Genomic DNA, 24151 nt, shown 5'->3' with positions numbered 1-24151 from the left:
GCTAGGAGGGCCTTATAGGGAAGAGTTTTGCGGGATGTAACCCCGAAAATGAGGCAGTAGGGGAATAGGGGACATGGGTCCGTGCCTGCTCTGAACATACTCCCTTACTGCCCTATTCCCCTACTCCCCTAAATTCTAATCCCCCAGCGCCAGCTGATCCGTGATCTCGAAGCGTTCGGAAACGCCGATGCGGATCATGTTGAGACTGCCCTCGCGCGTGAAGCGGAATTCGTCCGGCGAGTCCGAGCCGCTCGGCTGGCCGTCATGGAAGGTGATGACGCGGCTGCCGCCGTCCGGCCAGGTCACGGTCACGGCGCTCTCGCCGCCGGTGTGCGCGACGCTTATCTCGCAACGGGTCATTGGTTGGCCGACATGTCGGGCGCAGGGGATGCCGGCGTCGGGGGCAGGGGCGTCGGACCCGGCATTTGCCGCGGCCGCGACAGCGAGGCCATAGGCGTCCAGCATGGCAGTCCTGCCGATCTCGGCCGCGGACGGCGGCTCGGCCGGCTCGCTGCCGCCCAGCCGCGTCGCGATATCCGGCGGCGGCGTTTCGGCGGGTGCAGCTGCACTGTCTCCGGTGGTCGGAACCGTGCCGTCATCTGGCGCAGGCGCGGGATTGTTGGGACTGAGGTAGCGGGCCGGCGCCCAGCCTACGATATGCGCGTCCTGCGTGTCCTCGACCTTGCACCAGGGATGGCCGTTGACGACGTTGCAGCCGAAATTCTTGACGGCCGCGCCGTTAGGCAGGCGCGCCGCCACCTTCCCACCCGGCGAGGCGGTCGCCCGGATGTTGAGGAGATCGTCCGGCGCAAGCCCGCCGATAATCGAAATGATCGGTCCCGGCGCATCCTGAGCCAAGGCCGGCAGGACCGAAAGCAGCAATGGAGCGGCCAGCAGCAGCGTCGATGGGAGCGAGACCTTCCGCTTCATGTGAGCTCCGCTCAATCCTTCATGAACCCGGTCCGCAGCGCGTGCGCCCATTCCGGCCGTCCCGCCTGTTCGGCCTGCTTTGCGGCGGCTTCATGGTCGTAGTCCACGGCGATCGCCTCGAAGCGACTGGGATGGCCGTCCGCGCCAAGCTCGACAATGCCGTAGCGGGCGTGCGGCGAGCCCTGCTCGGAGACATGCGCCGGCGGCGCGTCGTCGTCATAGGCCGGGCAGCCGACGCTGCCGGGATTGAAGATCGCCGGACCGCCGGGGATTCGGATCAGCTCGTTGCGGTGGCTGTGGCCGCACAGCACCAGGCGGCAGGCCGGATCGAGCGACTTCAGCCGTCGCCTGATCGCGGCCAGCGGCGCGCGCACCAGCTGGCCGTCGACAATGGCGTCGGCAAGGTATTTTTCGTCATGGTCCGGCCGGGCGTGGAAGGCGACGACGCCGGGAGCGATCTCTAAGGTGAGCGGCAGGTCGAGCAGCGCTTGGCGCTGCGCCGATGTTAGCCGCTCCTTTGCATAGCGATCGGACGGCCACATGGTCTCGTCGGCCGGGTCTTGCGCGACGCGGCGGTCGTGATTGCCGCGCACCGTCGGCAGGCCGAGCGCCTGCAGCCGTTCCATCGTCTCGCGCGGCCAGAGTGGACCGGAGACACAGTCGCCGAGATTGACGGTGAGATCGGCGCCGCCGCGGCGCCCGAGGTCGTCGAGCACGGCATCCAATGCGAGCACGTTGCCGTGGATGTCGGCGAGGACTGCGATGCGCATGCGTTTCAGGCCGAGACCTCGACTTCGGATACGCCGACGGCCGGCAAATCCTTGTCGCTGTCGGCCGCCGCGATCACGCTGTCGAGCAGGCCGGGAAAACGCTTGTCGAGATCATCGCGGCGCAGCGTGATCAGCCGGCTGGTGCCGACCGCTTCGCTGCGGGTGACGCCCGCCTCGCGCAGCTTGGCGAGGTGGTAGCTGAGATTGGTTTTGGAAGCGAGGTCGAGGAACTTGCTGCAGTTCAGCGGCACGCCTTCCTTGCTTGCCAGATAGCGCACGATGGCAAGCCGGGTTGGATCGCCAAGCACGGCAAGCACGATAGGCAGGCTGATCTGGTCGGTGGTGGGATGGGGCAGGCTCATGCTCCAGAATTAAGCACAAACGGGGCGAACTTCAACGCAGCTCCTTTCCTGGCCGATTGACGCAGCCTGTTCATTTTTGCCCCGTCCTGACACAGGGCTGTCAGCAGGGTTCAGCTATTTTCTCCTCAATCGGTTGACATCATGCCCTGCTATGTCCAATTGTTCAATAACTTTTGAACTAAGGACAATCCTCATGGACAAGCGGATCTTCTGGCTGGCGCTCGGATCGTTTGCGATCTCGACCGAAGGCTTCGTCATCTCCAGCCTTCTTCCCGACATTGCATCCGATGCCGGCATATCCGTGCCGCTCGCCGGCTCGCTGATCACCGCCTTCGCGCTCGCCTATGCGATCGGCGCGCCGGTGCTCGCGACGCTGACCGGCGAGTGGGACCGGCGGCGCGTCATTTTGTGGACGCTGGTGTTCTTCGTGGTTGGTAATGTTGCTGCCGCGCTCAGCTTGTCCTTCGAACTGCTTTTGATCGCCCGCATCGTCATGGCGCTGTCGTCCGGCCTGTTCGCCGCGACCGCGCAAGGCACGGCCGTGGCGCTGGTTGACGACCACCACCGGGCCCGCGCCATCGCCGTCGTCGTCGGCGGCACCACGGTGGCGGTGGCGGTCGGCGCGCCGCTTGGCGCGCTGGTCGCGGCCATTGCCGGCTGGCGCGGCACGTTCTTCGCCATCGCCGCGCTTGGCGCGCTTTCGGGTGCGATCCTGTGGTGGCGGCTGCCGCGCGGCATCATCGGCACCAGGCTGCCGCTGAAGCGCAGGCTGGCGGCGGCGGTGCGCCCCGGCGTGATGCCGATCTTGGTGACGACTACTCTTGCCCTTGTCGGCGCCTTCACCGTCTTCGCCTTCATCGCGCCCTTGGCCATCCAGGGGGGCGGACTCTCCCCGCTTGCGCTGCCCGGCATGCTGCTCGCTTTCGGCGCCGGCGCCGTCATCGGCAACATCGCCGGCGGCCAGGCCGCTGACCGCTTCGGCGCGACCCGCACCGTCGCCTGGTCGCTGACGCTGTCGGCCGCGATGCTGGTCACCTTCTCGCTGATCCCGACGTTTCTGCCGCATTCGATCGCCGGACCGGCGCTGATGGCCATGATGGTGCCTTGGGGCATCGTCGGCTGGGCTTTCCCGCCGGCGCAGGCGAGCCGCATCCTCAAGATCGCGCCCGACGCCGCGCCCATCGTGCTGTCGCTTAATGCTTCGGCGCTCTATTTCGGCGTCGCGCTGGGCGCAGTGGTCGGCGGCGCGGTGCTGCGCTTCGGCGCACCGGCCGATCTCGGCCTGATCGCCGCGGTGTTCCCGATCCTGGGTCTGGGTATCGTGTTGGCTGGTCGTGTGTTCGCGCGCCCGGTAGCGATGCCCGCCGAATAAGACGAGCCGATATTCAGGTGAGCCCGGCCTGCAAGTGCCGAGTTCCTGCGGTTCCGGTGCTCACGTCCTTCAAGAACGCTCCGCTCCGGTTCTCGGAATCCGCCACTTTCGGCTCGGCCTGACCTGAATCTCAGCGCGTCCTCACAGCTGAAGAATGATCGGCGGCCGCTTCTTCAGTTCGAAGAGGCGGCCGTTGGCATTTCCAGGTCGAGATCGGCCACGGCGTCCAGCGCCGCGCGCAGCTTCGCCGCCTGCTCCGCGCCGACCTTGTCCTCGAATTGCTGCTGCGCGACGCCCCAGAGCTTGAGTGCCTCGTCGAGCTTGGCCTCGCCTTGTGGCGTCAGCCGCACGCGCTTGACGCGGCGGTCGTCCTTGTCGGGAAAGGTCTCGACATAACCGTCGCGGATCAGTGGCTTCAGCGTGTGGCCGAGCGCGGAAAGATCCATGATCAGCGCCTCGGCGATGGTGCCCATCGCCGGCTCATCGCTGATGTGGATCTGAAAGAGCAGGCCGAATTGCGTGCTCTTCAGACCTGTTGGTGCCAGCGCGTCGTCGTAGAAGCGGCCGAGGCTGCGCGCGGCGCGCCGCAGCGTGGCGTTGTTGCAGTCGCTGAATCCGGGCTTGTGAGCTTCGGTCATGATCACTCCTCGCCGGCGCAAAGACGCGCCAGCCTGCGGCAGAAATAGTTTTCGCCGCTGCCGTTGACAAGATAGTGGCATATACCTATTTCGGCAAAAGTGGCATATGCCACTAATTGAAATCAGAAGCGCGGCGGATGATGCAATCATCGGTGCCGGACAAAGCGAAGCGAACAAAAGGAACAGGACAATGAGCACGAAGGACAACAAGGGCACGGCCGTCATCACCGGCGCATCGTCGGGCATCGGCGCGGTCTATGCCGACCGGCTGGCCGGGCAGGGCTACGATCTGGTGCTGGTGGCGCGCCGCGCCGACCGGTTGCAGGACGTGGCCGACAGGCTCGCCTACGCCTATGGCCGCAAGGTCGATACGATCGTCGCCGATCTCTCCGTCGATGCCGATCTGCGCCGCGTCGAGCACGTGGTCGCGACGGACGACAGCGTGACGCTGCTGATCAACAATGCCGGCGTGGCCGGCCTGGAGACGGTCGCCGACGCCGATGCCGACACGGCGGAGCGTATGATCAAGGTCAATGTCATTGCGCTGACTAGGCTGACCCGCGCGGTGCTGCCGGGCCTGCTCAAGCGCAATCGCGGCGGCATCATCAACATCGCCTCGGTCGTCGCCTATGGCATTGCCGTCGGCGGCATCTACAGCGGCACCAAGGCCTATGTCGCGAACTTCACCGAAGCGCTGCAGAAGGAAGTCGCCGGCACCAATGTGAAGGTCCAGTCCGTGGTGCCCGGCCCGATCCGCACCGAGCTGTGGGACGTCTCCGGAATCAGCCTCGACAGGATCAATCCGGACTGGATCATGAGCGCCGAAGATCTGGTCGACGCAGCACTTGCCGGGTTCGCCCAGGGCGAAACCGTCACCGCGCCCGGCCTTGCCGATGCGGCCGGGCTGACGACCTATCTCGGCGCCAGGGACCAGTTCTTCGGTAGCCTGTTCTCCGGCAAGCCGGCGGCGCGCTACGCCGTCTGAGAGCAACAGCGGTGGTTCCTCGCCCCCCTTCGTGGGGCGAGGAACCAGCGTTATGCTGGCCACCACATCTGCAGGATCGAGGCGGCCAGCAGCAGGCCGAGCACTATGTTCAGCGCGCGCCACTGGCGCTCCGTCTTGAGCAGGCGGGCGAGCAGCGTTCCCGCCACGCACCACAGCGACAGCGAGAAGGCAGCCGCCAGGCCGAACACGGCGCTGAGCAGCAGCGAGAGTTGCAGAGGACCATCCGCCAGCGCCGCGAAGGACGCGGCGGCGCCCAGCCCCATTGCCCAGGCCTTGGGGTTCATCCACTGGATGCCGGCGCCGCCAAAAAAGCTGTTCGGCCTGGCCATGCTGATGTCGAGCTTGGGCGGACCGCTGCGGCCGATCTTGATCGCCAGCCAGATCAGGTAGAGCGAGCCGGCGATCTTCATGGCTAGCTGCAGGGATGGAATGGCGGCAAGCAGTCCGGCGAGGCCGGCCGCGCCCGCGGCCGCCACGGTCGCCAATCCGGCAGCGCTGCCGGCCATCAGCGGTACGGAGCGGCGAAAGCCGAATTGCGCGCCGGAGGCTGTCGAAAGCGTCGTGGCGATGCCGGGCGTTGCGGTCGAAATCAGCGCGAACAGGACCAGCGGAATGATGGTTTCGGACATGCGGGCTTCCCAATCTAAGGAGCCGGCATGCTTAGGCGCCTTGCGGCATCAGTAAATGCAATGTTTGATATGGTTTGCATTAGGGAATATAATGTCAGCCATGATCCGCGATCTCGACACGACCCTCATCCGCACCTTCGTCACCACCGCCGATAAGGCCAGCATGACGGCGGCTGCCAATGCGCTTCACCTGACGCAAGGCGCGGTAAGCCAACAGATCAAGCGGCTGGAGGAGGTGCTCGGCCAGAGCGTGTTCGAGCGCGATCGCCGCGGCCTGAAGCTGACGCGCTCGGGTGAGCGGCTGCTCGACAAGGCCAGGCGCCTGCTGCGGCTCAATGACGAGATCCTCGCCGAGATCACGGGCAGGGCGGTTGCCGGACAGGTGCGGCTCGGCGTGCCTTATGATCTCGTCGGCACACTGCTCGCGCCGGTGTTGAAAGCCTATGCCGAAGCCTATCCGCAGGTGGAGATTTCGCTGGTCTGCGCTTCCTCGCCGGAGCTCGCCGCGGCCTTGGCGGCGGGCACCATCGACCTTGCCGTCATCGAGGAACGTGCTGGCCCCACCGCCGGTGAGTGCCTGATCGTCGACCGGCTTGTCTGGGTCGGCGCTAGAGGCGGCTCGGCACGGCTGAAGCGGCCATTGCCGGTTTCGATCGTCGCCGACACCTGCGCCTTCCGCCCGGCGGTGCTGGCAGCACTCGGCGAGCACGGGCTCGACTGGCGCACCGTGTTCGAAAACGGCAACATCGACGCGACGACCGCGACGGTGCGGTCGGACCTCGCGGTGACCACCTGGCTTGCCTCGACGGTGCCGGCCGATCTCGACATCCTGTCCGATGCCGGCCTGCCGGCGCTGCCGAATTTCTCCGTCAACCTGCATTTGCCGAAACATGCCACCCAGCCGGCCGCGCAGGCTTTCGCCGGGCATATCCGCGAGGGCCTTTCACGCTATCGCAAGGCGGCGTGAAGGGGCGGACCTCGATCAGCCATTCGATGCGGCCAAGGCGACCGCCAATTGCGCATCGAATGCCCGCTTGAAGGCCGGTCGTGCCTCGCCGCGGGCGACATAGGCGGCAAGGTTCGGGAATTCGTTCAGCAGTCCCGATCTCTGCAGCCGGCGCAGCACGCCAATCATGACAAGGTCGCCGGCGCTGAACGCGCCATCGAGCCAGTCATCATCGCCAAGGTGGCGGGAGAGGTCGGCCAGCCGCTGGCGGATCCGATCGTCGACCAAGGGCAGGCGCTCTTCGCGCCACGGCGCGTCGCGCTCCAGGATCACTGCGGTTGCGCGCTCGAGGATCGGCGGCTCTACCGTGCTGTACGCGGCGAACATCCAGGCGACCGCGCGCGCCCGGGTGTTCGCATCGTCGGGCAAAAGGCCCGCGTGACGCACCGCGATGTGGAGGACGATCGCGCCTGACTCGAACAGAGCGAGATCGCCTTCTTCGTAGGTCGGGATACTGCCGAAAGGGTTGAGCGCTAGATGCGCCGGCTGCTTCATCGCAGCGAACGAGACGAGACGAATATCGTAAGGTTGTCCGACTTCCTCGAGCGCCCAGCGCACTTGCATGTCTCGCGCCAGCCCCCTGCCGCCATCGGGCGAGCGTTCAAAGGCGGTAATGGTGGGTATCATCGGCAGGGTCCTTGAGATGGCGTCGAATGTCTCATCGTTCCGGGAAAGGCATCGGTCGCGGGCGAGGCGGCGGCGAGGCCGGCCCGCCCGCGTCCATTGCTACTTCCAAGTTCTGCGCCGTTCGAGCTCGGCTTCGGAAGGCTCCTGCTGGGCAAACGAGCCCGTGCGGATTTCGCCCGCGCGCTCATAGGTCGCCATGATGACGCCGGTGGTGGTAGCCTGCGACTTGACGAGCTTGAACGCCGCCGGCATCGCATTGTCGCCGAACAGCCGCTTGCCCTTGCCCAGCAGCAGCGGAAAAATCATCAGCCGGATCTCGTCGATCAGCCCATTGGCAAGCAAGGTGTCGATCAGATTGCCTGAGCCCTGGATGAGCAGGTCAGGCCCGTCTTCCTGTTTGATCTCCTTAAGCCTGGCGACGATGTCGGGCCCAAGCGACCGGGTGTTCTCCCAGGTGAGCGAATCCGGCCGATGCGTCGCCACATATTTGGTCGCGGGGTTGAAAACATCCGCGATCGAATCTTTCTGATACGGCCAGTACGCGGCGAAGATGTCGTAGGTTCTGCGGCCGAGCAGCAGGTCGAAGGGTTTGGAGAACATCTCACCCATTGCCGCGCCCGCCACCTCGTCAAAGTAGTGGAAGGTCCAGCCGCCGAATTTGAAGCCGCCGACCGGATCCTCTTCCGGTCCGCCCGGCGCCTGCATGACGCCGTCGAGGCTGACGAAGGTGGCGGCGATGATCTTGCGCATCTTTGTTCTCCGTTTTCACGATCCGGGCCTTCTGGGCCGGATTTCTTTCAGTGGTTGACGCAATCCCTGACGGAAAACCGCTTCGCACTTTTCCTGGAATTGCTCCAAGGACGAACGGCAAGGCGCGTTTTCGACAGGGTCTGAAAAAATTCTATCGCTTGCCATCGGCGCGAATGGCGCGCGATGAAAACCAGACGTCGCCGAAGATGGCCGTCGCCGTGCGGTCCGGAGCCTTGTCCTTTGTCAGCCAGATCGATCGCGTGCGAGCGGCGCGCTCGCGCGTCGGTATTCTCGCCGCCACGCCGGCAACCGAGGCGCCGACACAGGGGATGAACCAGGAGCCCATGAAGGGCTGGCAGGCAAAGCCGTTTTCCCTGCGGGTGACGAGGACCGCGAGGCCGACTGTTTCGGACGGACGCCATGGGAGGATCATGCGGCCGCCGGGCTTCAGCACTTTCAGCCACGCGGCGGGCGGCGCCACGACGCCGGCATTGACATAGATGATGTCGGACGGCGGCAGCGGATTGGTTACGGCGTCGCCATGAATCACTTCGACATTGGCGTATCGGGCAAGGTTGGCTTTGGCGCGCGCGGCGAGGTCGGCCTCCAGCTCGAAGGCGATGACGCTTCCGCCCGGCTCGACCAGCCGCGCCAGCAGCGCCGTGTAATAGCCGGTGCCGGCGCCGATATGGGTGACGGTCTCGCCCGGCTTCGGCGCTACCTTGCCGAGCCACATGGCATGCAGGATCGGCTCGCCATTGTTGATGCCCTTGTCGGCATCGAGCACGACGAGCACGTTCTGATAGATGTAGGCAGGATCGGCGCTCGGCGTTTCGAACCGGCCTTTGCCGGCAAAAACGCTCCACGGTCCCGGACCCAGGAAATCCTCGCGCGGCACCGAGGCGAACACCTCCTCGATGCGCGGATCGGCCGACTGCGCATGCGCGGCCATCAGCCTGGCGTAAAATCTGCGGGCTTCGTCCGGCTCTGTCATAGCGCGAAGATAGCGCGGCCGGCGCGAATGTCGCGGTCAGCCGGCGATGGTGTCGTAGAGCAGCTTGAAGTTGAGCACGAGGATGATGGCGGCCACCACCCATGCCAGAGCTGCAATGCCGCGTGGTATGGCGAAATTGCCCATCTTCTTCTTGTCCGACACGAACTGCACCAGCGGGATGACCGCGAAGGGCAACTGCATCGACAGCACCACCTGGCTGAAGACCAGCAGCTGGGCCGTGCCCTTTTCGCCGTAGAACGCGGTGACGATCACGACGGGGACGATGGCGATGCCGCGCGTCAAGATGCGCCGCGCCCATTGCGGGATGCGCAGGCGCAGGAAGCCCTCCATCACGATCTGGCCGGCGAGCGTCGCGGTGACGGTCGAGTTGAGGCCGGAGGCGAGCAGCGCGACCGCGAACAGGATCGAGGCGATGCTCAGGCCCAGCAGCGGCGACAGCAGCTCGAAGGCCTGGCCGATCTCGGCCACATCCTGATGCCCGGTGCCGTGGAAGGCGACCGCCGCGACGATCAGGATCGAGGCGTTGACGAACAGCGCCAGGATCAGCGCGATGGTCGAATCCGTCGTCGCCCATTTGATGGCGTCGCGCTTGCCGGCGTCGGTGCGCTGATAGGCGCGGGTCTGGACGATCGAGGAATGCAGGTAAAGGTTGTGCGGCATGACCGTCGCGCCGATGATGCCGATGGCGATGTAGAGCATCGCCGGGTTGGTGACGATCTCCGACGACGGCACGAACATCGAATGCAGGATGGTGCCAGCCGGCGGCGCGGCGACGAAGATCTGGATGGCAAAACAGCCGAAGATGATGATCAGCAACGCAATAACGAAGGCTTCGAGATAGCGGAAGCCCTTGTTCATCAAGAGAAGCACAAGGAAGGCGTCGAGCGCGGTGAGCATGGCGCCGCCGATCAGCGGAATGCCGAACAGAAGCTGCAACGCGATTGCCGTGCCGATCACCTCGGCAAGGTCGCAGGCAATGATCGCCAGCTCGCAGGCGATCCAAAGCATCAGATTGACCGGGCGCGGATAGTAGGCGCGGCAAGCCTGGGCGAGGTCGCGACCGGTGGCTATGCCAAGACGTGCCGCCAGCGCCTGCAGCAGGATCGCCATCAGATTCGATAGCATGATGATGAAAAGCAGAGTGTAGCCGAACTGGGCGCCGCCGGCGAGGTCGGTCGCCCAGTTGCCCGGGTCCATATAGCCGACCGAGACCATGTAGCCCGGTCCCATGAAGGCGAACAGGCGGCGGACCCAGACGCCGGTTTGCGGCACCGCGATCGAGGCATTCACCTCGCGCAGGCTGGGCTGCTCGTCGTCGGGCCTGTCGAATCGCCACGCGGGTCGGGCTACAGCTGCTGCATCGGCGTCGGACATAAGGGATTCCGCTGGGATTGTATCGAAGCTCCCTTTATCTACGCCATGGCTCAACATTATGCAATAGGCTATATTTCATTGATCATGCTTTCGTGATATGCCGGGACAGGGCTGGCGGCGGGCTCCCCAGACGCAGGTTGCGCCGGCGCGGGAATGCAAATAAACGGCCGGACCATCAGGGGTTCGTGCTATGGATGCGATCCCGATTCAGTCGAAGAGATAGAGCATGAGGTCGTCCGAAAACCGCTTCACACTTTTCGGCATCATGCTCTAGGGCAGCCTAGAGGAGCGCATATTGGCGCTGAGGAACAAACCGATTAGACGCGAGGAGCCGCTTCCGGATGCCGAAATCCATTCGGAAGGCTTCCGGCAGACGCGCGAAGCGCGCCGCGGCGCGCTGGTCGAGGACTATGTCGAGCTGATCGCCGATCTGATCGAGGACGGCAACGAGGCGCGGCAGGTGGATATCGCGGCAAGGCTCGGTGTCGCGCAGCCGACGGTGGCGAAGATGCTGACCAGGCTGTGCGCCGACGGGCTGGTCTCGCGAAAGCCCTATCGCGGCGTGTTCCTGACCGAGACCGGCCGCAAGGTCGCCGAGGAAAGCCGCATCCGCCACCAGACGGTGGAAGCCTTCCTGCGCTCGCTTGGCGTCAGCGCCGAGACGGCGCGCATCGACGCCGAGGGCATCGAGCACCATGTCAGCGCCGAAACGCTGGATGCTTTCCGCAGGGCGATGACGCATCGCTGAAGTGTATTTACCGGCGTCCTCAAGCCTGGGAACGCGGAACCGCCGTATCTCAGAAACGTTGCTTCCAACATCGCGCGGTAGTCGCGCTCAGGGAGGTAGCAATGGGCGTCGAACAGGCACCGACCGCTAAAGGAAAGCAAGCAGCCAAGGGATTGCGACAGGCGGCCGCCAGGGACGAACGCAAGACCGAGGCCGAGACCGGCCGTCCGCTGAAGAAGGGAGCGGCGCGCTTCGACGAACGTTCGCGAAGTTCGGACGGTAAGAGTGCGGGCGCCAAGCAGAAAAGCTGAGGCTTTTAGCTGGTTTAACGTGAGTGGAACGTCACCCGCCAGATCGGAATTAGCCGGGTCCAGTACGTTTGTGGAGCTTGAAAAATTCTGTGACTCGGACTGGCCGTTGCGATAATTGTCTGCAAGGGGTGGTCGTGGGCCAGTCCCTCCAGGACATTTGCATTGCGAGGAGTTGCCATGCTTTGGAGAGGCCGTCGTCAGAGCGACAACATCGAGGATGACCGCAGCGACAGCGGCGGTGGCGGCGGATTGGGCGGCGGCGGCCAGTTCCGCGTTCCGATCGGCGGCCGTACCGGTGGCGGCGGCAGCATCCTCCTAGTCATCCTGGTCGTTCTCGCAGGATGGTATTTCGGCTTCGATCCCTCGCAGATCCTGGGTGGCGGCGACGGCGGCCTGCTGCCGGGCGGCGGCCAGATCACTGAGACGCAGGACAATGGCAACGCGCCCGCCAATGACGAGATGAAGCAGTTCGTCGCGACCGTGCTTGCCGACACCGAGGATACCTGGACCGGCATTTTCAAATCTCAAGGGTTGACCTACGAGGATCCCAAGCTGGTGCTGTTCAGCGGTCAGGTTCGTTCGGCCTGCGGTTTCGCTTCGGCGGCGGCCGGGCCGTTCTACTGCCCAGGTGATCGCAAGGTCTATCTCGACATGACCTTTTTCCAGCAACTCGACCAGCAGTTCGGCGCTGCAGGCGAGTTCGCGCGTGCCTATGTGGTGGCGCATGAGGTCGGCCATCACGTGCAGAACCTCACCGGCATCATGGGCAAGTTCGACCAGATGCGGCAAGGCATGAGCGAGGTCGACGCCAACCAGCTCTCGGTGCGCATCGAGCTTCAGGCCGATTGCTTCGCCGGTGTGTGGGCTCACTACACGCAGCAGAAGGGCATCCTGGAGCAGGGCGATATCGAAAGCGCGCTGAACGCGGCCAAGCAGATCGGTGATGACACATTGCAGAAGAAAATGCAGGGCTATGTCGTGCCGGAAAGCTTCAACCATGGCACCTCGCAGCAGCGGCAGACCTGGCTGGCGCGCGGCTTCAAGAGCGGCAAGCTGTCCGACTGCAACACGATGAGCGGTCCGATCTGAGGCGGCGCATGCGCCTGATTTCTGAAGCAATTCCAGGAAAAGTGTGAGCGGTTTTCCGTCGGGAATTGCGTATCAACAAAGAGACAGTGCGTTTCACCGTCTCCGGGAAACGGTGAAACGCACTATCGGCGATCCGCGATCTGAGGCGGCTGGCAACTGATGTCAGCATAAGAGGTTTGTCTTCGTTCGCGGATTGTTCCCGCCGACAACCTCGCCTATAAGGTGCCTCCCGCCTTCGCCCCGGGCGGCCCGAGGAGCTTGTCATCATGATCGATCCGAAAACCGCCAAGCGGGGCCTTGCGCTCGTTTTCACGACGCTGCTGCTCGATATCATCGGCTTCGGCATCATCATGCCGGTGCTGCCGGCCTATCTGGAGGAGCTGAGCGGCGTCAGCGTCAGCCAGGCGGCGATCGAGGGCGGCTGGCTGTTCTTCGTCTATGCGGCGATGCAGTTCTTCTTCGCGCCGATCATTGGCGGCCTGAGCGATCGTTTCGGGCGCCGGCCGGTCCTGCTTGCCTCGGTGCTGACCTTCTCGATCGACAATCTGATCTGCGCCATCGCCTGGTCCTATCCGATGCTGTTCATCGGCCGCGTGCTCGCAGGCATTTCCGGCGCCAGCTATTCGACGACATCGGCCTTCATCGCCGACATCTCGAACGACGAGAACCGGGCGAAGAATTTCGGCCTGCTCGGCATCGCCTTCGGCGTCGGCTTCGTCATCGGTCCGGTGCTGGGCGGGGTGCTCGGCACGTTCGGCCCTCGTGTGCCGTTCTATTTCGCAGCGGCACTTGCCCTGGTGAATTTCCTGATCGCGATGGTCTTCCTGCCGGAGACGCTGGACCAGAAGCATCGCCGCCGTTTCGAATGGAAGCGCGCCAATCCGGTCGGCACGCTGATCCAGATGCGCAATTATCCGGGCATCGGCTGGATAGGACTGGTCTTCTTCCTGATGACGCTCGGCCACATGATGTATCCGGCGGTGTGGTCGTTCGTCTCCAACTACCGCTATGGCTGGAACCAGCAGCAGATCGGCTTCTCGCTCGGCGCTTTCGGTCTGTGCGGCGCGATCGTCATGGCCACGGTGCTGCCGCGCGTCATCCCGAAGCTCGGCGAGTGGAAGACCGCGGCGATCGGGCTGACGTTCACCGCGCTCAGCGCCTTCGGCTATGCGTTCTCTACGCAAGGCTGGATGATCTATGCGGTGATCGTGGCCGGCTGCCTGGAATCGCTGGCCGACCCGCCGCTCAGAAGTCTCGCCGCCGCCAAGGTCCCGCCTTCGTCGCAAGGCGAGTTGCAGGGCGCGATGACCTCGATCTTCTCAATCACCTCGATCGTCACGCCGCTGCTCTACACGGCGATCTTTTCCTGGTTCACGAGCCCGACCGCGCCGATCGTGTTCGGCGGCGCTCCTTATGTGCTCGGAGCGATTTTCCTCACGCTGGCGGTCATCGTCTTCGTGACGAAGGTGGCCAAGCCGACGCCGAAGGAAGTCGAGCGCATGCACTCGCAGGAGGCGGCGCATACGCAGGAAGCAGCGACCGACGCTGCTTGACGCCCTTCCGTTGGCCGCGGTTTGAGCTACGCCCTCTCGGCCAGCGCTTCCTCGCCGCGCCGCTCGCGGATCAGGTTGACGAAGCGCCGGAACAGGTAATGCGAATCCTGCGGGCCGGGCGAGGCCTCGGGATGGTGCTGGACCGAGAACACTGGACGGCCGGTCAGCGCGATGCCGCAGTTGGAGCCGTCGAAGAGCGAGACGTGGGTTTCCTCGATGCCTTCGGGCAGCGAGTCGGCGTCGACGGCGAAACCATGGTTCATCGAGACGATCTCGACCTTGCCGGTGGTGTGGTCCTTCACCGGATGATTGGCGCCATGGTGGCCCTGATGCATCTTCTCGGTCTTGCCGCCGAGGGCCAGCGCCAGCATCTGGTGGCCGAGGCAGATGCCGAACACCGGGATGTCGGTCTTCAAGAGGTTCTGGATCACCGGCACGGCGTATTCGCCGGTCGCTTCCGGGTCGCCGGGGCCGTTCGACAGGAAAATGCCGTCAGGCTGCATGGCGAGGATTTCTTCCGCGCCGGTCTTGGCCGGCACGACGGTGACCTTGGCGCCGAGGCCCGCCAGCAGGCGCAGGATGTTGCGCTTGACGCCATAGTCGATGGCCACGACATGCATCGACGGCACGCCCCGCTCGCCATAGCCCTCGTTCCAGACCCAGGGCGTCTCGCGCCAGACAGAAGACTGGCCGGAGGTGACCTCCTTGGCGAGATCGAGGCCGATCAGGCCCGACCAGGCCGCGGCCTGCCGCTTAAGATCCTCGACGTCGAAGACGCCGTCCGGCGCGTGCGCGATGACGGCATTGGGCATGCCCTTCTCGCGGATCAGCACGGTCAACGCGCGGGTGTCGATGCCGGACAGCGCGACGATGCCGCGCCGCTTCAGCCACTGGTCGAGATGGCCGGCGGCGCGATAGTTCGAGGGGTCGGTGACATTGGCCTTGAAAATGGCGCCGACAGCGCCGGCGCGGGCCGCCGGATGCAAGTCCTCGATATCCTCGTCATTGGTGCCGACATTGCCGATATGCGGGAAGGTGAAGGTGACGATCTGGCCGGCGTAAGACGGATCGGTGAGGATCTCCTCGTAGCCGGTCAGCGCGGTGTTGAAGCAGACTTCCGCGACCGCCGATCCGGTGACGCCGAGCCCGCGGCCTTCGATCACCGTGCCGTCGGCGAGCACCAGAAGGGCGGTCGGCTTTTCGGTGGCCCAGGGGGCGGTGGTCGTGGCCATGGCGGCACTCCTGTCGGGCGCGTCAAAAGCGGTCGGCGGGACCGTTTGCGCGGCAAGGCGCGCGAGCTGGATGTTTCAGCTCCCACGCGTCGGTTTCATTGTCTTATGCAGGACCGAGTACATAGGGGAAGGCGCGGGAGCGGTCAATGGGGCGACGCCAAGCCAGGATGGATTTGCATTCGTCCAGCAAAATCAGCGGCTTGTCGGGATTTGCGTCACGCGGCCGGCGAAGCTATTGTCCGCCGGACTCGAAGGAGAAGCACGATGCGCGAGAAAATCGCCGAATCCATGAAGAGCGCGATGAAGGCGCAGGACAAGCACCGCCTGCCGACGCTGCGCTTGATCCAGGCCGCCATCCACGATCGCGACATCGCCAATCGCGGCGCCGGCAAGCCGCCGGCAAGCGAGGAGGAGATCCTGCAGATCCTCGCCAAAATGGTGAAGCAGCGCGAGGAATCGGCCAAGGCCTTCGAAGACGGCAAGCGGCCGGAACTGGCGGCACAGGAGCGCGGCGAGATGGAGATCATCCGCGAGTTCCTGCCGACACAGCTCGACGATGCGGCGATCCAGGCTGCGGCGCGCGAGGCGATCGCGGCGTCCGGGGCCGCCAGCCAAAAGGACATGGGCAAGGTGATCGGCGCGCTGAAGCAGAAATATGCCGGGCAGATGGACTTCGCCAAGGCGAGCGCGATCATCAAGGGGTTGCTGCAGTAGACGACAGCGTCAGTTCTTGCAGATCGGCACTGGCTGCGGCGTCGGTGCCGGATGGTCCTTCTTGTACTGCGCGATGATCGGCTCCAGCATCTTCTTCGGCCAGAACTTTGGAGTGCCGATCTCCTTCAGGCAGGAGGCGTTCCAATAGGTTCCCGCGGCTGAGAGCGCCTGGCCGCTCGACTTGGCGTGCGCGACCGCGGCGATGTCGCGCGATTCAGGGTAGATGTAGAGCGTCGTCGGGCTGTTCTTCACCATTGGGATAATCTGCTCGGCATCGGCCGGCGACCAGCTCGTGCAGCCATTGCTGCGGCCGCCGGCATAGTTCACCAGCTTGCCGAACGGCACGAAGCCGTCATGATCGGCGTAGGTGCTTTGCGGGCTCTTGCGCATGCATAGGCCCTTCAGAATAGCCGCAGGGTGCCCGCCGATCACGCGCTGCCTGGCGTTCGCCGCTTCGCCTTCGCCGTCGAACTGAATGAAGGTTCGCATGAACACCGCATTTTGCGCGCCGACGCGGTAATAGCCCTTGAAGGACGTCTTGGTCTCGGCGGTCATATAGGCGCCGCCGGCCGTCAGCTCGGAATCCATCGCGTTGCCGAAGTTTTTCGCGCAGCGCCTGCCGTTGGAGAAATCGGCGACGCCTTTCAGGTTGCGACCGCCGCCATGGCCTGACGAGACAGCGCGGAAGAGCTGCTTGGCTTCGCAGATGACGTAGTAGCGCTGGCCAAGCACGCTGTTGCCGAGGTCGCCGGGACGCGTGGCATCCATGGCGAAGTAGCAGGGATTGCTAACCGAACCGTCGCTGACTTTCTTCTGGTAGAGCGCGTGCGCCCGCTCCAGCACGACCTGCGAGATCTGGCCCTCGCCATCGCCAACATGGCGCTGCAGCCAGTCGGGAATGGTCGACGGCTGCAAGGCCGCAAATGAGCTGACCGACGCCGTCAGGGCGGCGAGGATCGCGACAAGACAAAAGATGGCCGCGCCCAGCGGAACAGATCTCGACCGCACCGTTTTGCCCCTCCTGTCGAAACGTCTCGTAGCTGAGAATCACCCGAGCCCATCATAGAAGGTCGCGCAACCATCGGCGAAACACTTCTAGTTTAGCGACGTCTTTTGCAGGCGGATTTCTGGTCCGCTTCGATTGAGCTATCATCTGATTCCCGGCGCGCCCACGCCTCCTCCCTCCATCGGGAAAGCATCATCCATGCAGGGCGGTCGATCACCCAACCAACTGTTCGAGCGCCAGACATAAGGAGGGGTTGCCGAGACTGCTCGAGGCAGGAGGTTTTCGATGCGGCTTTCCGCACCAGTCTATTATCTGAAACGCCAGGCGAGGCTCCTGTCTCGCGGGGAAAATGTTCCGCTCCACCAGGCGCTCGACCGCGTCGCAGCCAGAGAGGGCTTCGGCAGCTGGAGCCTGCTTGCGGCCAAGGCCGCCGAGGCGGCGCCGGCCGACAGGCTGCTGGCGCGGCTTATGCCCGGCGACATGGTCCTGATGGCGGCGCGACCGGGCCAGGGCAAGACGCTGATAAGCCTCGAACTCGCAGTGGCGACGATGAGGCAAGGCAATCGCGCCGTGTTCTTCACCCTGGAATATGTGCACGCCGACATACTGGACCGGCTCCGCGACATCGGGATCGAACCGGCTGATTTCAATCACCTGTCACCTTCGACAATTCCGACGCCATCAGTTCAGGCTACATCATCGAGAGGTTGCGGCCGGCGCCGCGCGGCACGCTGGCGGTCATCGACTATCTGCAACTGCTCGACCAGAGGCGGGAGAATCCCGAGCTCATGGTCCAGATCCGTGCCCTGAGGTCGTTTGCCCGGGAACGCGGACTGGTGCTGGTCTTCATCTCGCAGATCGACAGGTCGTATGATTCCGCCAGCAAACCGTTTCCGGATATCGGCGATATCCGGCTGCCGAACCCGCTCGACCTGTCGCTGTTCGACAAGGCGTGTTTCCTAAACAAGGGCGAAATCCAATTTCAGGCGACTTGAGGGCAGTCCGTCCGGCGGCTATCCGTGTCGACAGGAAACGAGCCATGATCGAAATCGTCAAACCGGCGCTCGAATATCTGCCGTCCTACAAGGCGGCGCTGGAGCGCGGCTGGTCGCCCGACAATGTGCGGCTTCTGGAAGCAACGCGCGAGCAGCTCGAGGCGATCGAAAAGGATCCTGTGGCCTTTCTCGCCAGCCTCGACGATCCCGAGGCGAAGGGGCCGCCGATCACCTTGCCCGACGGCACCAAGGTCGAGCGCCTGCCGGGCTTCCGGCGCTGGATCTGGGATGGCGAGGCCGCCGGCTCGATCGGCTTTCGCTGGCAGAAGGGCACGTCGGCGCTGCCTTCGCATGTGCTTGGCCATATCGGCTATGCGGTAGTGCCATGGAAGCGGGGCCGCGGCTATGCCACCAAAGCGCTGCGGCTGATGCTGGACGAGGCGAGGGCGGTCGGGCTCGACCATGTCGAGATCACCGCGAAGCCGGGCAATCCGGCTTCGCACAAGGTCATCACCGCCAATGGCGGCAGGCTCGTTGGCCGCTTCTTCGAGGATGCCGCCTTTGGCGGCGCGGAGAGCCTGAAATTCCGGATCGATCTTTAGAGGTCACTCGCCGGGCTTGGCCAGCCTTCCCTCTTCCGCCTTATAGTAGAACTGGCTTGCGACGAGCCAACCTTTCAGCGGCCGCAGCGGCGGAATGCAGGTCAAGAGAACGATCGGCACCGAAACGAAGGCGTGGAACCACATGGAGGGCTCGAAGGTCACCTGCGCCCAGACGGCGAACAGCACCGAAGGCACGCAGGCAAAGCAGATGACGAAGAAAGCCGGCCCGTCGGCGGGATCGGCAAAGGAATAGTCGAGCCCGCACACATCGCATTTCGGCGCCAGTTTCAAGAACCCCTCGAACAGATGGCCCTCGCCGCAACGCGGGCAGCGGCCCCGGATCCCTACCTGCCAGGGGACCAGATGTGGATGATGCGCAAGGTCTTGCATGATCGTCACTCCAGTGGACCGTGTGGCCAGCCCGGCCTTGAGGTCTCTGATGCATACATATATCATTCTTGTATGCATACAATGCGACAAAATGTATGGATCAGCGGCAAGTGAGCGACGAAAGCGACATTGGTTGGCTACCGGTTCTGGAGGCAGGGCCGCGCCCGGTCTATCTCAAGATCGTCGACGCCCTCGCGGATGCCCGTTCGAACGGCCGCTTGCAGCCCGGCGACAGGTTGCCGCCGCAGCGTGAGCTCGCCCGGCTGCTGGGGGTCGATCTTACGACCGTCACGCGGGCGTTTTCCGAAGCCAGGCGCAGGAACCTTATCGACGCGACGGCGGGTCGCGGCACCTTCGTCACGCCGGGCGATCCGGAAGAGCCTGTCCTCGATCTCAGCATGAACATTCCGCCGGCACCGGCCGGCCTCAACCTGCCGGCTTTGATCCGGGCAGGGGTCGAAGGGCTGCTCAAGCGCTCCAGCGCTGAAGCGCTGCTTTCCTATCATCCCGGGCCGGGTTCGCCGGTGGAGCGCGCCGTCGGTTCATCATGGCTTGCGGCAGCGGGCGGCAGGCTGCCGGTCGACAGGGTTGTCGTCGGTTCCGGCGCACAGGCTTTGCTCACGGCCGTGCTGTTGTCTGAGACCCGCGAGGGCGACACGATCCTTGCCGATGCGCTCACCTATCCCGGGCTGATCGGGTTGGCCGGGGCAACGCGACGCAAGCTCGCCGCTGTCGGAGGCGATGCAGAGGGCATGCGGCCTGACGATCTCGAAGCGGCGGCGCGACGGCACGGCGCGCGCGTCCTCTACCTCAATCCGACGCTGCAAAATCCAACCGCACTGGTCATGTCCGAAGGCAGGCGGCGCGAACTCGCCCGCATGGCCGGCAAGCTCGAGCTGGTCATCGTCGAGGACGATCCTTACAGAAGGTTGCTCGCCGCGCCGCCGCCGGCCTTTCTGGAACTGGCGCCGGGGCGGACCTTCCATGTCGCGACATTGGCGAAATGCATCTCGCCCTTCCTGCGCACGGCCTTCCTGGCGGCGCCCGACCCGCAGGCGGCCGAGCGGGTAGCGGTAGCGATACGCGGCACCACCATGATGGCGCCGCCGCTGATGACGGGTCTTGCCTGCGAATGGTTGCGAAGCGGCCTCGCCGAGGAGATCACCGCTGGCGTGCGCGTCGAAGCGCGGGCCAGGCAAGAGATCGCCCGCAACATCCTGCCCAAAGGTTTCGTGGCAACCGACACCAGCCTGCATCTGTGGTATCCGCTGGAGAGCCAGTTGCGCTCGGCCGAACTCGCCGACATTGCCCGCCGTCGCGGGCTGGCCATAAGCCCCGCGGAAGAATTCGCTGTCGGGCAGGACTTTGCCAACGGCTTTCGTCTGGCGGTGGGCGCTACCCCCAACCGCGAACGGCTGGAGGAAGGCCTTCACAGCCTGGCGTCCATCCTTTCGGGAGCCCCTGGCGTCTCACGATCGAAGGCGTGAACCGAGAGGCCGACGGTCAGGCGCGGGGCCTGTTACTCCGCTGCTGCCGGCAGCGGCGGCGTCGCGCGGCTGCGCCATTCCCAGGCCTGCGAGACGACAGCCACCACGACCGCCACCAGCATGGCCAATGCGCCGGCCAGCGGCAGGCTGCGATAGCCATAGCCGGCATTGAGCATTGCAGCACCCAGCGACGCGGCAAGCGCGATGCCGACATTGAAGCCGGAGGGGATCAGCGCGGAAGCGAGGTTGGAAGCATCGGCCGTCCAGGCGAGGATGCGCGTCTGGATCGGCGCGCCGATGGCGAAGTTGAGACCGCCCCAGATGACGATCGCGACGATCATCGGCTGCGGGTAGGGGCTTACGATATGGATGACGCCCAGGATCACCGCTTGCAGGGCGAGCATGGTGATCAGCGACGGCATCAACTTCCAGTCGGCGAGCTTGCCGCCGACGAGCACGCCGATCGTGGCGCCGACGCCGTTGAGCAGCAGCACCCAGGGGACCAGGCTTTCATCGATGCCGGTGACCTCGAGCAGCGTCGGCGTGATATAGGTAAACAGCCCGAACTGGCCGATCATCAGCATCAGCATCAGGATCAGCGACGTCCAGACCTGCTGGCGGGCGAGCACACGCACTTCGCGCGCCAGGCCAGCCGGCCGGTTGGCGGCGCCTGCGGTGCGCGGCAGCAGCGCCAGCATGGCGATTATGGCGATGATGCCAAGCGCGCCCATCACCCAGAAGGTCGCGCGCCAGCCCCACAGGCTGCCGATCGCTGTGCCGGCCGGCACGCCGATGACATTGGAGACTGTAAGGCCTGAAAGGATAACCGCGACCGCTCGTCCGCGCTGGTCCTCGCGCACCAGGCTGACCGCGACCACCATGGCGACGCCGAAATAGCAGCCATGCGCCACCGCGGTTGCAATGCGCAGCAGAAGCATCGATGTGAAGTCTGGCGCCAGCGCGCAGGCCGCCTGGCCAAGGGTGAAGGCGACCGTCAGCCCGACCAGCAGTGCTTTGCGCGATACCGTGGCGGTGGCTAAAGCCAGCAGCGGGCCGCCGATGGCGATGCCGCAGGCATAGCCGGAGACGAGATAGCCGGCGGTCGGCACCGAAACGCCAAGGCCCTGCGCCACCTCGGGCAGCACGCCGGCGATGACGAATTCGGTGGTGCCAAAGGCGAAAGCGGCAAGGAAAAGGGCAATCAACGGCAGCATGGCGCAAAGGCTTGGTTTGAATGCAGGGCGTCAAACCATGGACGCGCGCTGCCGGCAATGCAGAAAATGTCGATGCCGCTTTAGCTTTTCTTGACCGGATTTAACTCTGCCTCGGCAGCGAACGGCGAGGCAGACTTCTTGTTCCGGCCATACGGAATTTTCAGCCACGCCCGCTCATGAAGGTAAAAGAGCAGCGACTTGGTAACGACTTCGGTCCCGCCGATGGCCGCAGCGAGCTTTACGCTGCCGGTGACCACGAGCGATATGATCATCGTGTCGATCGTGCCGGTGGCGCGCCACGAAAGCGCCTTGGCGAAGCTGCGCGAATGCGTGTCCTCGACCGATCGTCCTCCCAATAGGTCCTCAGGACGATCCTTAGCCGACGGGAGCGAGGATGAGCAAAGACTAATTTTTCGATGCCCTTAGCTGGCCTTCAGCCGCGAGCCGCCGAGCAGGCCGCGCTCCTCCAGCACTGGATAGGCGATCGAGGCGAGTAGCGAGTTGATCTGCTTGAGGTCGCGGATAGTGTCGAGGTGAATGGAACTGGTCTCGACGCTCTTGGCCGTGCCGTCGCGCAGGCGCAGGAAATGGCTGGCGCTGGTTTCCTTTTCCCGCTCGCGCAGGAGATCCTTTTCCAGCACCAGCTGGCGCGCGGTTTCCGGATCGCGCGAAACCAGTACGTTGAAGGCAAGGCGCGCATTGGCCAGCACCGAGGCATGGAAGGCGCAAAGCTCGCGCCAGCCTTCCGGCGTGAATTCCAGGCCACGCTCCAGCTTCTTCTTCACATGCACCAGCATGTTGCGCACGATGATGTCGCCGACCTGCTCCAGCTTGACGCAGGCGCCGATCAGTTCCTGGCAGCGCAGCGCTTCGTCCTCGGTCAGCGGGTTCCTGGTGATCTTGGCGAGATAGAGCTTTATCGCGGCGTGTTTGTTGTCGACGCGGTCGTCGAGCGCGGCGAGCGCCTTGATCTTGGCGGGATCGGCATCCTCGTAAAGTTCGATGATGCGCTTCAGCATGATCTCGACCGTCTCGCAGACCCGCACCACTTCGCGCGTTGCGTTGGCCAAAGCCTGGCTCGGCGTGTCGAGTGCGCTCTCGTTCAGCGCCGAGAGTTCTACGACGTCGAGCGCCGCCGCCGGATCGGGCTTGGCGCTGACCGCTACGATCTTCTCGGAAACGCGGTAGACAAGGCCCGCAAGCGGCAGGCCGGCGAGCAGGATAATTACATTGAACAGGATGTGCGCGTTTACGATCTGATCGGGCACGGTGGCGCCAAGAAGGCCGATCGGCGGCTTCACCGTCATGAACAGGATCAGCATCACCAGCGAACCCATGCCGCGCATCAAGAGGTTGCCGATCGGCACGACGCGGATGCCTGGATCGGCACTGCGGGTGAGCAAGGGCGCGATAACGGAGGAACCGAGATTGACGCCGAGCACCAGCACGATGCCGAGCTCCGGAGGGATGAAGCCGCGCCCCGCCAGCGTCACCAGAAGCAGCACGGCGGCGATCGAGGAATGGAAGAGCCAGGTGACGAGTGCCGCGAGCAGATAGGCGGTGACGAAATCGCCGGAGAAATAGCTGATGATCAGCGGCATCAGCGAACTTTGGCGCAACGGTTCCGACGCCTGCCCGATCATCTCCAGCGACAGGATCAATAGGCCGATGCCGATCAGGATACGGCCCAACTGCCGCCAGTCGCGCCGCTCCGTGGCCATGAACATGACCGTTCCCGCGATCAGGCAGAGCGGCACCAGCAGCGTCAGATCGAAGGTGAGCAGCTTGACCACCAGCGCCGAACCAATCTCGGCGCCGCGCACGGCAAGCTGTCCGGCGGCGCCCGAAACGATGCCGGCGCCGGCGAAGGAGCCGACCAGCAGCGTCACCGCGGTCGAGCTCTGCAGTGCGATCGACAGCCCGCAGCCGGCCAGCACCGCCATGATCGGGTTGCGCATGGTGGCGCGCAGCCTGTGGCGCAGCACTTCGCCATAGGCGCGCTCGACACCGGTCTTCACCATGCGGGTGGCAAACAGCATCAGCGCCACCGCGCCGGCAAGCTGCAGGAGGACAACGGAGCCGCTCATGGCCGACCTCGAAGGGCGGCTCTGGCGGCGCGGAGAAGGGTACGATTCATAGCCATTTCGAGGCTTGGAAATACACCAGTTAACATTAGCCGGGTAATAGATTTTTCTGATGCGATGATCGTCTCTGCTCGACGGCGCATGTCGGAAATGAACGGAGAGCCCTTTGGTTGCACACGCCTCTTCGGCGCGACCGCCGCGCAGTAAATCGCGCCAATCCAGAATCCAAAGAGAAGGCGGCTGCTAGGTCGCCTTCTTTTCGTCTGTG

Annotated in this window: 25 protein-coding genes and 1 pseudogene; 11 read left to right on the top strand and 15 right to left on the bottom strand. The window is 64.4% G+C overall.

Features of this window, described 5'->3' with window-relative positions; genetic code table 11:
- Positions 1-135 precede the first annotated feature (135 nt).
- From EN869_RS27245 to EN869_RS27235, 3 genes are read right to left on the bottom strand one after another with little or no spacing between them, the layout of a single operon-like run.
- A complete protein-coding gene (locus tag EN869_RS27245) occupies positions 136-930 on the bottom strand; it encodes an SH3 domain-containing protein (RefSeq protein ID WP_127229889.1) in 795 nt (264 codons plus the stop codon).
- An 11-nt stretch (positions 931-941) separates the two neighbouring features.
- On the bottom strand, positions 942-1700 hold the full coding sequence (locus tag EN869_RS27240; protein WP_127229888.1) for a metallophosphoesterase family protein: 759 nt from the start codon (positions 1698-1700) through the stop codon (positions 942-944).
- 5 nt (positions 1701-1705) lie between these two features.
- Positions 1706-2062, bottom strand: a complete 357-nt coding sequence (locus tag EN869_RS27235) for a helix-turn-helix transcriptional regulator (protein ID WP_127229887.1) — start codon at positions 2060-2062, stop codon at positions 1706-1708.
- 193 nt (positions 2063-2255) lie between these two features.
- Between EN869_RS27235 and EN869_RS27230 the strand changes: the two genes are divergently transcribed.
- Positions 2256-3434 carry an MFS transporter gene (locus EN869_RS27230; protein ID WP_127229886.1) on the top strand — a complete coding sequence of 393 codons (1179 nt, stop codon included), beginning with the start codon at positions 2256-2258 and terminating at the stop codon, positions 3432-3434.
- Positions 3435-3607: 173 nt separating this feature from the next.
- Here EN869_RS27230 and EN869_RS27225 read toward each other — a convergent pair whose 3' ends face one another.
- Positions 3608-4072 (bottom strand): MarR family winged helix-turn-helix transcriptional regulator, encoded by a 465-nt coding sequence (locus EN869_RS27225; protein ID WP_127229885.1) that lies wholly within the window; start codon positions 4070-4072, stop codon positions 3608-3610.
- Positions 4073-4262: 190 nt separating this feature from the next.
- Between EN869_RS27225 and EN869_RS27220 the strand changes: the two genes are divergently transcribed.
- Positions 4263-5057 (top strand): SDR family oxidoreductase, encoded by a 795-nt coding sequence (locus tag EN869_RS27220; protein ID WP_127229884.1) that lies wholly within the window; start codon positions 4263-4265, stop codon positions 5055-5057.
- A gap of 50 nt (positions 5058-5107) precedes the next feature.
- Here the strand turns inward: EN869_RS27220 and EN869_RS27215 are convergent, their stop codons facing one another.
- Positions 5108-5707 carry a LysE family translocator gene (locus EN869_RS27215; RefSeq protein WP_127229883.1) on the bottom strand — a complete coding sequence of 200 codons (600 nt, stop codon included), beginning with the start codon at positions 5705-5707 and terminating at the stop codon, positions 5108-5110.
- 100 nt (positions 5708-5807) lie between these two features.
- Between EN869_RS27215 and EN869_RS27210 the strand changes: the two genes are divergently transcribed.
- Positions 5808-6674, top strand: a complete 867-nt coding sequence (locus EN869_RS27210; protein WP_127229908.1) for a LysR substrate-binding domain-containing protein — start codon at positions 5808-5810, stop codon at positions 6672-6674.
- A gap of 15 nt (positions 6675-6689) precedes the next feature.
- Here the strand turns inward: EN869_RS27210 and EN869_RS27205 are convergent, their stop codons facing one another.
- From EN869_RS27205 to EN869_RS27190, 4 genes are all read right to left on the bottom strand, one after another.
- Positions 6690-7340, bottom strand: a complete 651-nt coding sequence (locus EN869_RS27205) for a glutathione S-transferase family protein (RefSeq protein ID WP_127229882.1) — start codon at positions 7338-7340, stop codon at positions 6690-6692.
- Positions 7341-7439: 99 nt separating this feature from the next.
- Positions 7440-8090, bottom strand: a complete 651-nt coding sequence (locus EN869_RS27200) for a dihydrofolate reductase family protein (RefSeq protein WP_127229881.1) — start codon at positions 8088-8090, stop codon at positions 7440-7442.
- Positions 8091-8241: 151 nt separating this feature from the next.
- Positions 8242-9084, bottom strand: a complete 843-nt coding sequence (locus tag EN869_RS27195; protein ID WP_127229880.1) for a protein-L-isoaspartate O-methyltransferase — start codon at positions 9082-9084, stop codon at positions 8242-8244.
- Positions 9085-9120: 36 nt separating this feature from the next.
- Positions 9121-10479 carry an Nramp family divalent metal transporter gene (locus tag EN869_RS27190; RefSeq protein WP_127229879.1) on the bottom strand — a complete coding sequence of 453 codons (1359 nt, stop codon included), beginning with the start codon at positions 10477-10479 and terminating at the stop codon, positions 9121-9123.
- Between the two features lie 295 nt (positions 10480-10774).
- On the opposite strand from EN869_RS27190, the gene mntR reads away from it, so the two are divergent.
- The 4 genes from mntR (at position 10775) to EN869_RS27170 (ending at position 14159) form a co-directional block, all read left to right on the top strand.
- Complete coding sequence (gene mntR, locus EN869_RS27185; protein ID WP_127229878.1) at positions 10775-11227, top strand: manganese-binding transcriptional regulator MntR; 453 nt, start codon at positions 10775-10777, stop codon at positions 11225-11227.
- Between the two features lie 101 nt (positions 11228-11328).
- Complete coding sequence (locus EN869_RS27180) at positions 11329-11517, top strand: hypothetical protein (protein ID WP_127229877.1); 189 nt, start codon at positions 11329-11331, stop codon at positions 11515-11517.
- Between the two features lie 177 nt (positions 11518-11694).
- Positions 11695-12606 (top strand): neutral zinc metallopeptidase, encoded by a 912-nt coding sequence (locus EN869_RS27175; RefSeq protein WP_127229876.1) that lies wholly within the window; start codon positions 11695-11697, stop codon positions 12604-12606.
- 266 nt (positions 12607-12872) lie between these two features.
- Positions 12873-14159 (top strand): TCR/Tet family MFS transporter, encoded by a 1287-nt coding sequence (locus EN869_RS27170; RefSeq protein WP_127229875.1) that lies wholly within the window; start codon positions 12873-12875, stop codon positions 14157-14159.
- A gap of 26 nt (positions 14160-14185) precedes the next feature.
- Here the strand turns inward: EN869_RS27170 and carA are convergent, their stop codons facing one another.
- A complete protein-coding gene (carA, locus tag EN869_RS27165) occupies positions 14186-15391 on the bottom strand; it encodes a glutamine-hydrolyzing carbamoyl-phosphate synthase small subunit (RefSeq protein ID WP_127229874.1) in 1206 nt (401 codons plus the stop codon).
- Between the two features lie 264 nt (positions 15392-15655).
- Between carA and EN869_RS27160 the strand changes: the two genes are divergently transcribed.
- Entirely contained in the window at positions 15656-16105 is a 450-nt protein-coding gene (locus tag EN869_RS27160) for a GatB/YqeY domain-containing protein (protein WP_127229873.1), read from the top strand.
- Between the two features lie 9 nt (positions 16106-16114).
- Here EN869_RS27160 and EN869_RS27155 read toward each other — a convergent pair whose 3' ends face one another.
- Positions 16115-17113, bottom strand: a complete 999-nt coding sequence (locus tag EN869_RS27155; RefSeq protein WP_127229872.1) for a hypothetical protein — start codon at positions 17111-17113, stop codon at positions 16115-16117.
- A 283-nt stretch (positions 17114-17396) separates the two neighbouring features.
- On the opposite strand from EN869_RS27155, the pseudogene EN869_RS27150 reads away from it, so the two are divergent.
- Both EN869_RS27150 and EN869_RS27145 read left to right on the top strand, forming a co-directional pair.
- Positions 17397-18106: pseudogene (locus tag EN869_RS27150) on the top strand (DNA helicase).
- Between the two features lie 44 nt (positions 18107-18150).
- Positions 18151-18708, top strand: coding sequence for a GNAT family N-acetyltransferase (locus tag EN869_RS27145; protein WP_127229871.1), 558 nt, complete (start codon positions 18151-18153; stop codon positions 18706-18708).
- Positions 18709-18711: 3 nt separating this feature from the next.
- Here the strand turns inward: EN869_RS27145 and EN869_RS27140 are convergent, their stop codons facing one another.
- On the bottom strand, positions 18712-19098 hold the full coding sequence (locus tag EN869_RS27140; protein ID WP_127229870.1) for a DUF983 domain-containing protein: 387 nt from the start codon (positions 19096-19098) through the stop codon (positions 18712-18714).
- Positions 19099-19208: 110 nt separating this feature from the next.
- On the opposite strand from EN869_RS27140, the gene EN869_RS27135 reads away from it, so the two are divergent.
- Positions 19209-20585 carry a PLP-dependent aminotransferase family protein gene (locus EN869_RS27135; protein WP_167498710.1) on the top strand — a complete coding sequence of 459 codons (1377 nt, stop codon included), beginning with the start codon at positions 19209-19211 and terminating at the stop codon, positions 20583-20585.
- Positions 20586-20617: 32 nt separating this feature from the next.
- On the opposite strand, the gene EN869_RS27130 is transcribed toward EN869_RS27135, so the two are convergent.
- From EN869_RS27130 to EN869_RS27120, 3 genes are all read right to left on the bottom strand, one after another.
- Positions 20618-21799: an MFS transporter gene (locus EN869_RS27130; protein ID WP_127229868.1), complete on the bottom strand. Its 1182-nt coding sequence runs from the start codon at positions 21797-21799 to the stop codon at positions 20618-20620.
- An 80-nt stretch (positions 21800-21879) separates the two neighbouring features.
- Complete coding sequence (locus tag EN869_RS27125) at positions 21880-22155, bottom strand: DUF2061 domain-containing protein (protein WP_127229867.1); 276 nt, start codon at positions 22153-22155, stop codon at positions 21880-21882.
- Between the two features lie 66 nt (positions 22156-22221).
- Positions 22222-23886, bottom strand: coding sequence for a Na/Pi cotransporter family protein (locus EN869_RS27120; RefSeq protein ID WP_127229866.1), 1665 nt, complete (start codon positions 23884-23886; stop codon positions 22222-22224).
- Positions 23887-24151: the final 265 nt, after the last annotated feature.

The sequence above is a fragment of the Mesorhizobium sp. M2D.F.Ca.ET.226.01.1.1 genome, assembly GCF_004022705.2.
Lineage (GTDB): Bacteria > Pseudomonadota > Alphaproteobacteria > Rhizobiales > Rhizobiaceae > Mesorhizobium.
Note: the sequence above shows the minus strand (reverse complement) of the source record. Positions and strands in the feature narration are given on the sequence as shown.

What these genes read in the sequence shown, in the direction of transcription:
- EN869_RS27245 (WP_127229889.1), bottom strand. Translation starts at nt 930, where the DNA reads ATGAAGCGGAAGGTCTCGCTCCCATCGACGCTGCTGCTGGCCGCTCCA.
- EN869_RS27240 (WP_127229888.1), bottom strand. Translation starts at nt 1,700, where the DNA reads ATGCGCATCGCAGTCCTCGCCGACATCCACGGCAACGTGCTCGCATTG.
- EN869_RS27235 (WP_127229887.1), bottom strand. Translation starts at nt 2,062, where the DNA reads ATGAGCCTGCCCCATCCCACCACCGACCAGATCAGCCTGCCTATCGTG.
- EN869_RS27230 (WP_127229886.1), top strand. Translation starts at nt 2,256, where the DNA reads ATGGACAAGCGGATCTTCTGGCTGGCGCTCGGATCGTTTGCGATCTCG.
- EN869_RS27225 (WP_127229885.1), bottom strand. Translation starts at nt 4,072, where the DNA reads ATGACCGAAGCTCACAAGCCCGGATTCAGCGACTGCAACAACGCCACG.
- EN869_RS27220 (WP_127229884.1), top strand. Translation starts at nt 4,263, where the DNA reads ATGAGCACGAAGGACAACAAGGGCACGGCCGTCATCACCGGCGCATCG.
- EN869_RS27215 (WP_127229883.1), bottom strand. Translation starts at nt 5,707, where the DNA reads ATGTCCGAAACCATCATTCCGCTGGTCCTGTTCGCGCTGATTTCGACC.
- EN869_RS27210 (WP_127229908.1), top strand. Translation starts at nt 5,808, where the DNA reads ATGATCCGCGATCTCGACACGACCCTCATCCGCACCTTCGTCACCACC.
- EN869_RS27205 (WP_127229882.1), bottom strand. Translation starts at nt 7,340, where the DNA reads ATGATACCCACCATTACCGCCTTTGAACGCTCGCCCGATGGCGGCAGG.
- EN869_RS27200 (WP_127229881.1), bottom strand. Translation starts at nt 8,090, where the DNA reads ATGCGCAAGATCATCGCCGCCACCTTCGTCAGCCTCGACGGCGTCATG.
- EN869_RS27195 (WP_127229880.1), bottom strand. Translation starts at nt 9,084, where the DNA reads ATGACAGAGCCGGACGAAGCCCGCAGATTTTACGCCAGGCTGATGGCC.
- EN869_RS27190 (WP_127229879.1), bottom strand. Translation starts at nt 10,479, where the DNA reads ATGTCCGACGCCGATGCAGCAGCTGTAGCCCGACCCGCGTGGCGATTC.
- EN869_RS27180 (WP_127229877.1), top strand. Translation starts at nt 11,329, where the DNA reads ATGGGCGTCGAACAGGCACCGACCGCTAAAGGAAAGCAAGCAGCCAAG.
- EN869_RS27175 (WP_127229876.1), top strand. Translation starts at nt 11,695, where the DNA reads ATGCTTTGGAGAGGCCGTCGTCAGAGCGACAACATCGAGGATGACCGC.
- EN869_RS27170 (WP_127229875.1), top strand. Translation starts at nt 12,873, where the DNA reads ATGATCGATCCGAAAACCGCCAAGCGGGGCCTTGCGCTCGTTTTCACG.
- carA (WP_127229874.1), bottom strand. Translation starts at nt 15,391, where the DNA reads ATGGCCACGACCACCGCCCCCTGGGCCACCGAAAAGCCGACCGCCCTT.
- EN869_RS27160 (WP_127229873.1), top strand. Translation starts at nt 15,656, where the DNA reads ATGCGCGAGAAAATCGCCGAATCCATGAAGAGCGCGATGAAGGCGCAG.
- EN869_RS27145 (WP_127229871.1), top strand. Translation starts at nt 18,151, where the DNA reads ATGATCGAAATCGTCAAACCGGCGCTCGAATATCTGCCGTCCTACAAG.
- EN869_RS27140 (WP_127229870.1), bottom strand. Translation starts at nt 19,098, where the DNA reads ATGCAAGACCTTGCGCATCATCCACATCTGGTCCCCTGGCAGGTAGGG.
- EN869_RS27130 (WP_127229868.1), bottom strand. Translation starts at nt 21,799, where the DNA reads ATGCTGCCGTTGATTGCCCTTTTCCTTGCCGCTTTCGCCTTTGGCACC.
- EN869_RS27120 (WP_127229866.1), bottom strand. Translation starts at nt 23,886, where the DNA reads ATGAGCGGCTCCGTTGTCCTCCTGCAGCTTGCCGGCGCGGTGGCGCTG.